General features: G+C 61.5%; 7 protein-coding genes. 3 read left to right on the plus strand and 4 right to left on the minus strand.

The features are described from left to right. The 3 genes from ABYM29_RS13625 to ABYM29_RS13635 form a co-directional block, all read right to left on the minus strand. Positions 1–410, minus strand: a 410-nt coding sequence (locus ABYM29_RS13625; RefSeq protein ID WP_372865322.1) for a thioesterase family protein, incomplete at its 3' end; no start/stop codon positions are given. Positions 411–764: 354 nt separating this feature from the next. Continuing rightward, entirely contained in the window at positions 765–1,169 is a 405-nt protein-coding gene (locus ABYM29_RS13630; RefSeq protein ID WP_372865323.1) for a nuclear transport factor 2 family protein, read from the minus strand. Positions 1,170–1,240: 71 nt separating this feature from the next. Next, the gene (locus ABYM29_RS13635; RefSeq protein WP_372865324.1) at positions 1,241–3,463 is read right to left on the minus strand and encodes a TonB-dependent receptor; all 2,223 of its coding nucleotides are present in this window, start codon (positions 3,461–3,463) and stop codon (positions 1,241–1,243) included. Between the two features lie 155 nt (positions 3,464–3,618). Between ABYM29_RS13635 and ABYM29_RS13640 the strand changes: the two genes are divergently transcribed. Further along, positions 3,619–4,647 (plus strand): YheT family hydrolase, encoded by a 1,029-nt coding sequence (locus tag ABYM29_RS13640; RefSeq protein WP_372865325.1) that lies wholly within the window; start codon positions 3,619–3,621, stop codon positions 4,645–4,647. An 18-nt stretch (positions 4,648–4,665) separates the two neighbouring features. On the opposite strand, the gene ABYM29_RS13645 is transcribed toward ABYM29_RS13640, so the two are convergent. Further along, positions 4,666–5,532, minus strand: a complete 867-nt coding sequence (locus ABYM29_RS13645) for a CoA ester lyase (RefSeq protein WP_372865326.1) — start codon at positions 5,530–5,532, stop codon at positions 4,666–4,668. A 142-nt stretch (positions 5,533–5,674) separates the two neighbouring features. Between ABYM29_RS13645 and ABYM29_RS13650 the strand changes: the two genes are divergently transcribed. Further along, on the plus strand, positions 5,675–6,901 hold the full coding sequence (locus ABYM29_RS13650; protein ID WP_372865327.1) for an imelysin family protein: 1,227 nt from the start codon (positions 5,675–5,677) through the stop codon (positions 6,899–6,901). Between the two features lie 4 nt (positions 6,902–6,905). Next, the coding region (locus ABYM29_RS13655; RefSeq protein ID WP_372865328.1) for a di-heme oxidoredictase family protein at positions 6,906–7,853 on the plus strand (948 nt) is incomplete at its 3' end.

A 7,853-nucleotide genomic window follows, 5' to 3' on the forward strand; every position in this document is an offset into this window, starting at 1 on the left:
ACTATTTTTTGCAATTTAATATAAAGACTATTAGGAAATGGTGCAGAGGCTCGTTTATTTAGATCTATGTGAATATCAACTTGCTCTGATGTTGCAGCACGAAATCCTTTTGTGACGTTATAAACCTCATGAAAGAAGTGGAGTCTTTTGTGGTCGACTGCCAGTAACCATGACTTAATTTCTAATTTATCACCTTCACTGACTTCTCTTTCATAAACCATGTGACTCTCAAGAACTGCCTTGCCGCATGAAGTTTCATTTACATAAGCCTCACCTAGGCCGATTTCTTCAGTAAAATTAAAATGCGCATCATAGACTGCAAGGCCATAATGAGTAGCATTCATATGGCCGTTTACATCAATCCATTCGCTAGGGACTTCGATTTGTAGGCCGATAAATGGTGCTTCCATATTCTCTCCTGACGTCCATAATTTCGACACTGCGATGACGCAAGTGTTTTTAACCCAGCTTTGGGTTGGCACGGACTAAGATCCCCCTCAGCACTGCCGAGCACGGCGCGGCCCGTTCGGGAATTGCGCGAGGACTGTTTGAGCGAAGCGAGTTCCGCAGCGCCCGAGCGGGTCGCGCCGCGCGCAGGGAATCGGCGGCGATAGCCGACGACAGTGATGCGGGGGTGTGCTTTTCTTGCTTACTTCTTTTTCACACAAAAAGAAGTAAGTCGCCCAGCAAGGGCGAAAACCATGCCCCCAGCCACCACAACAATTAAGCAATGCAGCAGCGCTAAGGGGCGAACCGAGGCCAAATCACCCCAACTGCGACATCACCTTATCGTAATCCCAATACGCCTTCAGCGACACAATCTTGCCCTCGGCATTGGCGGTGTACACCACCACCATATCCACCACCACCTTCATATCGCCGGGCATGGTGTTAACCATATGCACCACGTTTGCACATTCATCGCCCGCCGGGTGCGAGCTGACGATGGTGAAGTCGATGCTGCCCGGCGCGATGATCATATCCCAGAAGGCGCCGATCGCCGCCTTGCCCTTGTGGCCTTCACCACTGGGGTCCAGCGGCGACACGCCCACCGGGTCTTGCACTACTGCGTCGTCGGCAAACAGCGACAGCCAGGCCTCGCGATCACCCGCTGAGACATATTCCCCCGAGCGCCGACTGGCCTCGAGTGCCAATTTTCCGTATGCCATGGTCTCTCCTTAACACGCCGCCCGGGCGGGCGGCGCCGTGTATAAACGAATGGGCGCCTAGCGGCGCCGCCTTAGAAACTCAGCTTGAGGTCGACACCGTAGCTTTTCGGCTCGCCGAAGACCGCCGAGCGGAACAAGCCCAGGCTGATGGCATGCACCTTGTACTCTTCGTCATCGAGGTTGCGACCCCAGGCCGCGATTTCGAGATCCGCTGAACCCAAGGAGATTTCCGACAGGGCAAGGCGGGCGTTCACAATGCCGTAGTCGTCCATTTTGAAGCCTTCCATATCGTCGTTGAAGGCGGTGCCGTAACGCTCGTCCGTCCACGCGTAGTCAACCGAGGCGGTCAGCAGCGGGCTGGTCGGCAGGCTTTCCAGACTGCGCTGGTATTCCAGACCGAGGGTGTAGTTGTGCTCCGGCGCATAGGGCATTTTGGTGCGGTGGGCGACATTCTTGCCAAAGTCCGGGTTGGGCTGAGTTTGGCCCGGAATGGGGCTGGCCACGGTCTCGCGCTGGTCGAGGTATTCAATGAAGTCAGCATCGGTGTAGCCGTAAGAGGCCTGCAGGGTCAGACCGCGCACCAGCACCGCCATCACATCCAGCTCGAAGCCGTCAATTTCCGCCTCGCCGACGTTGTAAACGTCGGTGAGGAAAATAGTGCTGTTATCGGTAATCTGCTGGGTTTGCAGGTCCTCATACTCTGAGTGAAACACCGCCGCATTGAACGTGACGCGATTATCCAGCCAGCTGGACTTCACACCCACCTCGTAGGAGGTCATGTTTTCCTCGTCGAAGGGCGGCTGAAAACCCTCTTCGGTACTGCGCACATTGTAACCACCGGCCTTGTAGGCGGTGACCACCTTGGCAAAGGTACTGAAGCTGTCGGTCCAGGCGTAATCGACGGTCAGGCTGGGGTTGAAATTGCTCCACTCATCGCTGCCCGACTGCGGGCCATTGGAGAAGTAGATGGAGCTGTCCTTGGTGGCCGCGCGCTTGTCGACGGTGTAGCGTGCCCCCAGGGTCAGATCCAGGCGATGGTCCAGCGCCGCCGGCGACCAGGTCAGCTGACCGTAGACCGCAGAGGCCTCGGCTTCGGAATCAATTTGGCGGTCTTCATTGGGGTCGTAGGAACCGGGCACCAGGCCGATGCCGCGGTCAAACTCTGCCTCGTAGGATTCTTCCTCGAAATAGTAAAGCCCCGCCACGTAGCGCCAGCTCTCGCCGGCATCGCCGACCAGCTGGAACTCCTGGGAAAACTGCTCTTGATCGATGTCGACATTGGCCTCAAAGAACTGGTCACCGGCGCCGTAGTCCTGGGTGATATGTTCTTCCAGCTCGCGGTAGCCGGTGATCGATTTGAACTGGCCGATGGCGCTGTCCCAAGTGACGATCAGCGAGTGGCCGCTGATTTCGGTGGTGCTGGGGTCGGCCTTGCGCCACCACGACGCCTTGCCCTGACGGCTTTCACTGGCCGGTGAATTCAAACCGAAGAAGGCGCTAAACGTTGGGTCCAGCACCTCGGTTTTCTGGTAGTAGTGCTGGGGGCCTTCGATCTCGGAAAAGTCGTAGGCGTAGTCGACGGTCAGCGCATCGCTAACGTCCCAGCGCAGGGCAAGGCGCCCGGCTTTTTTGCGCTCTTCACCGAAGTTTTCGCCCTCGCCGGTGTTTTCGACCCAGCCGCCATGCCCGGATTCAAGGTAGCTGAGCTTGCCGGCGACCGGCCCGACCTTGCCGGACTCGATCTTGGTCAGCGACTGCCAGTGGTCGCGATTGCCAACGCCGACTTTCTGGCTAAAGGCAAATTCGTCGCCGGGCTTGGCGGTGATCAAATTGATTGCGCCGCCGGTGGTGTTGCGCCCGTACAGAGTGCCCTGCGGCCCGCGCAAGACTTCAACGCGCTCCAGGTCGGCAACATCGCTGCTCAGGCCGACACTTCGCGCCACGTAAACGCCATCGATGTAAACCCCCACCGCCGGGTCCTGGGTGGTTTGGCTGTCGTTGTTACCGACGCCGCGCATAAATACCACCAGCGAGCTGCGGCTGTTGGGGAACGGGGTAATCGCCACATTGGGGGCCAGGCCCGCCACGTCGGCCAAATCGGTAATACCGAAGCGCTCAAGGCGCTCATTGGAAAATGCCAACAGTGAAATCGGCGTGTCTTGAAGCGAGCTTTCGCGCTTCTCGGCCGTCACCAGCACCTCTTCAAGGGCAAGGTCATTGGCCAGTGCGGCGCCGGACATCAAGCCCGCCACTAACGTCGCAATCAGCGAACGGCGACCTGGAATCGTTGTCATGGAATTCTCCCGTGTCATACTGCTTATTGTTTTAGGCACAAGGCGCGTGCATCACTGCTATAGTCGAACAGCCACTCATCTTCGCAATTAGCAGCGGAGATGGCCAATCGTCCATTCGGCTTAGCGAATATTGACTAAACTAGACCATTTATCAAATGAATGATTTTTGCCCACCGCGACTATTACAAAGCCCCCACGTGCAATCGCTACTGGCCTCGACCGCGCCGCGCAAACTGCGCCTGCGTGCCGCCAGCCAAGCGCTGCGCCAAGCCAGCAAGTCGGTGATTTTAGACTGCGGTCACGACACACAGTTGCTGGGTGAATACAGCGCCCGGCAACAGGGCCGCAGCCGCGGCTTGATCACCCTGATTCACGGCTGGGAGGGCAGCTCGCGCTCTACCTACCTGCTGTCGGCAGCCAGCCATTTTTACCGCGCCGGCTACGATGTGTTTCGCTTAAACCTGCGCGACCACGGCCCCAGCCACCACCTGAATCGCGCGCTGTTCAACTCCACCCTGCTCGACGAAGTGCTCGGCGCCATGCGCGCCATTCAGCGCAACTACCCCCACGACTGGCAGTTTCTCGCCGACTTTTCGCTGGGCGGCAACTTTGCCCTGCGCATTGCCGCGCGCGCCGCCGACGCCGGCATCAAGCTGAACAAAACCATTGCCGTCTGCCCGGTGGTCGACCCGATTAATACCATGGCCGCCCTTGAGCAGGGCTGGTGGGTCTACGAGCAGTATTTCGTGCGCAAGTGGAAGCGCTCATTGCGACGCAAGCTCAGCCTCTATCCCGAATTGGATTTCCACGACCAGCTGACCGCCATGCGCCGACTGCGCGACTTCAATGACTATTTTGTCCCCAACCACACGCCGTTTACCGAGCCGGATGACTATTTCCGCGCCTATGCCTTGAGTGCCGAGCGACTGAGCAGTTTGCAAAGCCCCGCGCATATTATTGCCGCCCAGGACGACCCGATGATACTCGCCGGCGACTTTGAGCAACTGCGCGATATCGCCAATCTCAGCATCGAAACCCCGCGCTACGGCGGACACTGCGGCTTTGTCAAAAACTTTCGACTCGACAGCTGGATCGACGAGCGCATGCTCGAACTGGTGGAGTCATGCCGCTACGCCAAGGCCGACCACGCCGGCGAGCGGCCACTCAGCAGCCTCTCCACCTAAGGGCCGGCCGGCGAGCGCCTAGCTGCGTTGCTGCAGGGTGTCGGCAATCGCCAACAGGCGCAGTGCCTCTTCGACATGCAGCGCCTCCACCAGCCGGCCATCGACCAGCACCACGCCCTTACCCTCGGACTCGGCCTGCTGCCAGGCCTGTTGAATGTTTGCGGCGCGCGCCAGCTGCTCCGCGGTCGGCGAAAATGCCGCGTTAGCGGCGTCAATCTGCTTGGGGTGAATCAGCGTTTTGCCGTCAAATCCCAGCTCCACACCCTGAGCGCAGGCCCGCTCAAAACCCGGCTGGTCATCGAGGTCTAAATGCACGCCATCGAGCACGTCCAGGCCGTGGGCGCGGGCCGCCAGTACGCAGTGGCCCAGCGAGGCGAGCAAGCCCAGGCGCTCGGCGGTATGGGGCACCCGCAAGTCCTTGGCCAGATCAGAGGTGCCCAGCACAATGGCCGCCAGTCGCGGGTCGCTGCCGGCAATCTCGTCTATCGACAACACCCCGCGCGGCGTCTCGGCCATGGCCCACAGCCGCAGCTGCGCCGGCGCCTGCTGCTGTTGCAGCAGCTGCACCACCGCGCGCACCTCGGCGGCCGATTCCACCTTGGGCAGGCACAGCGCCGCAATCGGCGCATTGGCAAAGGCGGCGATATCGTCGCGTCCCCAGGGGGTGTCAAAGCCGTTGACCCGCACCACCAGCTCGCGGTGACCGTAGCCGCCCTCGGCAATGGCCTCAAGCACCTGCTGTCGCGCCTGCAGCTTTTGCGCCGGTGCCACCGCGTCCTCTAGATCGAGAATCAGCACGTCGGCGTCCAGGCTGCGCGCTTTTTGCAAGGCGCGGCTATTGGCACCGGGCATATACAACACCGATCGACGAGGGGTAAAGGCCATGGCTCTGCTCCAAGAAAAACGCCGAGTTTAGCACAGCGGCAGTGCGGCAAAAGGGCTGCGCCGAGGCAAATTACAATTGCGAATCATTTGCAATTAGCGCTAAAATGACGCCCCGCTATCGCCCATTCACCAAGGACCCACCATGATCAAACGCCTGCTGCCACTGCTGCTGTTTTGCCAACTGAGCATTGCTGCGACGGCACCCGCGCCGCGGGAAATTGTTGAGCACTACAGCGACATCGCCCACGCGGTCTATGAAGACGCCGCGATTGCCGCCGAGCAGCTGCAACACGCGGTGCAACACTTGCTGGACCAGCCTTCCGAGGCCACATTGGCCGCGGCCCGCCAGGCCTGGCGACAGGCGCGCATCCCCTACCAGCAAAGTGAGGCGCTGCGCTTTGCCAACCCGGTGGTCGATGACTGGGAGGGCCAACTCAATAGCTGGCCACTGGACGAGGGGCTTATCGACTACGTCGCCGACGACTACGCCGCCAGCCTCGGCAACATCGCCGCCCAGATGAATATCATCGCCAACCCCCGCATTGAATTGGGCGGCGCGCAGATCGACGCCAGCCAGATCACCCCGGCGCTGCTGCGCGACCTCCACGAGCTGGCCGGCAATGCCGCCAACGTGACCAGCGGCTACCACGCCATTGAATTTCTGCTGTGGGGGCAAGACCTCAACGGCCACAAACCCGGCGCCGGCCAGCGCCCCTACACCGACTTTGTGAACGGCGAGGGCTGCAGCAACGGCCACTGCCAGCGACGCGGCGACTATTTGCGCGCCGCCACCGCCCTGCTGCTCAGCGACCTGCACTATATGGTGGGCCAATGGGCCCGCGGCGCTGACAATTACCGCGCCGAATTGCTGGCGCTGCCCAGCGAACGCGCACTGGCGCGGATGTTTTACGGCATGGGCTCACTGAGCCTGGGCGAGCTCGGCGGCGAACGCATTAAAGTGGCGCTAGAGGCCAATTCCACCGAAGACGAGCACGACTGCTTCAGCGACAACACCCACTGGTCGCACTATTACAACGGCCTGGGCATTCGCAATATTTACCTGGGTGAATACCAGCGCCTGGATGGCAGCACACTGCGCGGCCCCTCGCTGAGTCAGGCGGTAGCGGCGCACCAGCCACAGGTGGACAGCCAGCTGCGCGCCGCACTGGCGCAAACCATGACGACACTGACGGCGCTGACCGACATCGCCGAGCGCGCTGAGCAGCCGCAGAAATTCGACATGCTGATCGCCCCCGGCCATCCGCAGGGTCGCCAACTGCTGGGCGACATTTTACAGTCGCTAACCGCCCAGACCCGCGCCATCGAAGCCGCTGCCGCCAGTCTCAACATCAACCCCAACGCCAGTTAGCCGATTGCCCATTCAGCGCGACATTGGCCGCCTGCTCGCCGCCCTGCTGTGCGCACTCAGCACCGCCGCGGCCTGCGCCGACGCCATATTATTGCGGCCCTCGCCGGCGCTGACGCACGAGCAGCGCCTGCACTGGGCGGTGGGCCGCAGCTTCGCCCTCAAGCCCTGGGTCTCGGCGCCGGCCAGCACCACCGCCCGCGACGGTCTGGGCCCGTGGTTTAACGCCCGCAATTGCGCCGGCTGCCACCCCGGCAACGGTCAGGGCGAGCTGCCCGAGCGCGGCCTCGGCCTGATCCTGCGCCTGGCGCCAGACAGCCCCTTCGGCCAGCAACTGCAAGATCAGGCACTGCCGGGGTTCACCCCGGAAGGGCAACTGAGTTGGTCGAACCAGCAGCGCAAGCACCCGCAAGGCCCCCTGCCCTACCGCCACTATGTTATCGCTGAGCAGCCGGCGCAACCCGTGTCGGCGCGATTGGCACCGATGCTGCTCGGCATGGGACTGCTGGACGGCGTTGACGACGCCGACATTCTCGCCTGGCAAGACCCCGACGACGGCGACGGCGACGGCATTTCGGGCCGCGCGGCAGTCCTGAACCCGGCCGGCGACTCACCGCAAATCGGCCGCTTCGGCTGGAAAGCGGCGCAGGCCTCGCTGCGCGAACAAGTCGCCCAGGCGTTTGCCGAAGACCTGGGCATCGACAATCCGCTGCGACGTGCCGCCAGCTGCGCCCAACAGGCCAAGGGTGATGGCCAACTGCTGCTGCACTGCCAGCGCGCCTCCGGCGCCGACCGCGACGGCGTGGAAATTAGTGAATCCCTGATCGACGCGGTGGTCTTCTATGTGGCCAATTTGGCCATGCCGGCAGCGGCCGCCGAGCCACACGCCGCTGGTCAGCAACTGTTCCAGCAGCTCGGCTGCGCGGCCTGCCACCGCCCCGCGCTGCCCGCCGGC

Origin of the sequence: Spongiibacter sp., assembly GCF_041602295.1 — a bacterium.
Classification (GTDB): Bacteria; Pseudomonadota; Gammaproteobacteria; order Pseudomonadales; family Spongiibacteraceae; genus Spongiibacter.

Excerpts from the sequence above, each read along its gene's own strand:
- ABYM29_RS13630 (WP_372865323.1), bottom strand. The coding sequence starts at position 1,169 with ATGGCATACGGAAAATTGGCACTCGAGGCCAGTCGGCGCTCGGGGGAA.
- ABYM29_RS13635 (WP_372865324.1), bottom strand. The coding sequence starts at position 3,463 with ATGACAACGATTCCAGGTCGCCGTTCGCTGATTGCGACGTTAGTGGCG.
- ABYM29_RS13640 (WP_372865325.1), top strand. The coding sequence starts at position 3,619 with ATGAATGATTTTTGCCCACCGCGACTATTACAAAGCCCCCACGTGCAA.
- ABYM29_RS13645 (WP_372865326.1), bottom strand. The coding sequence starts at position 5,532 with ATGGCCTTTACCCCTCGTCGATCGGTGTTGTATATGCCCGGTGCCAAT.
- ABYM29_RS13650 (WP_372865327.1), top strand. The coding sequence starts at position 5,675 with ATGATCAAACGCCTGCTGCCACTGCTGCTGTTTTGCCAACTGAGCATT.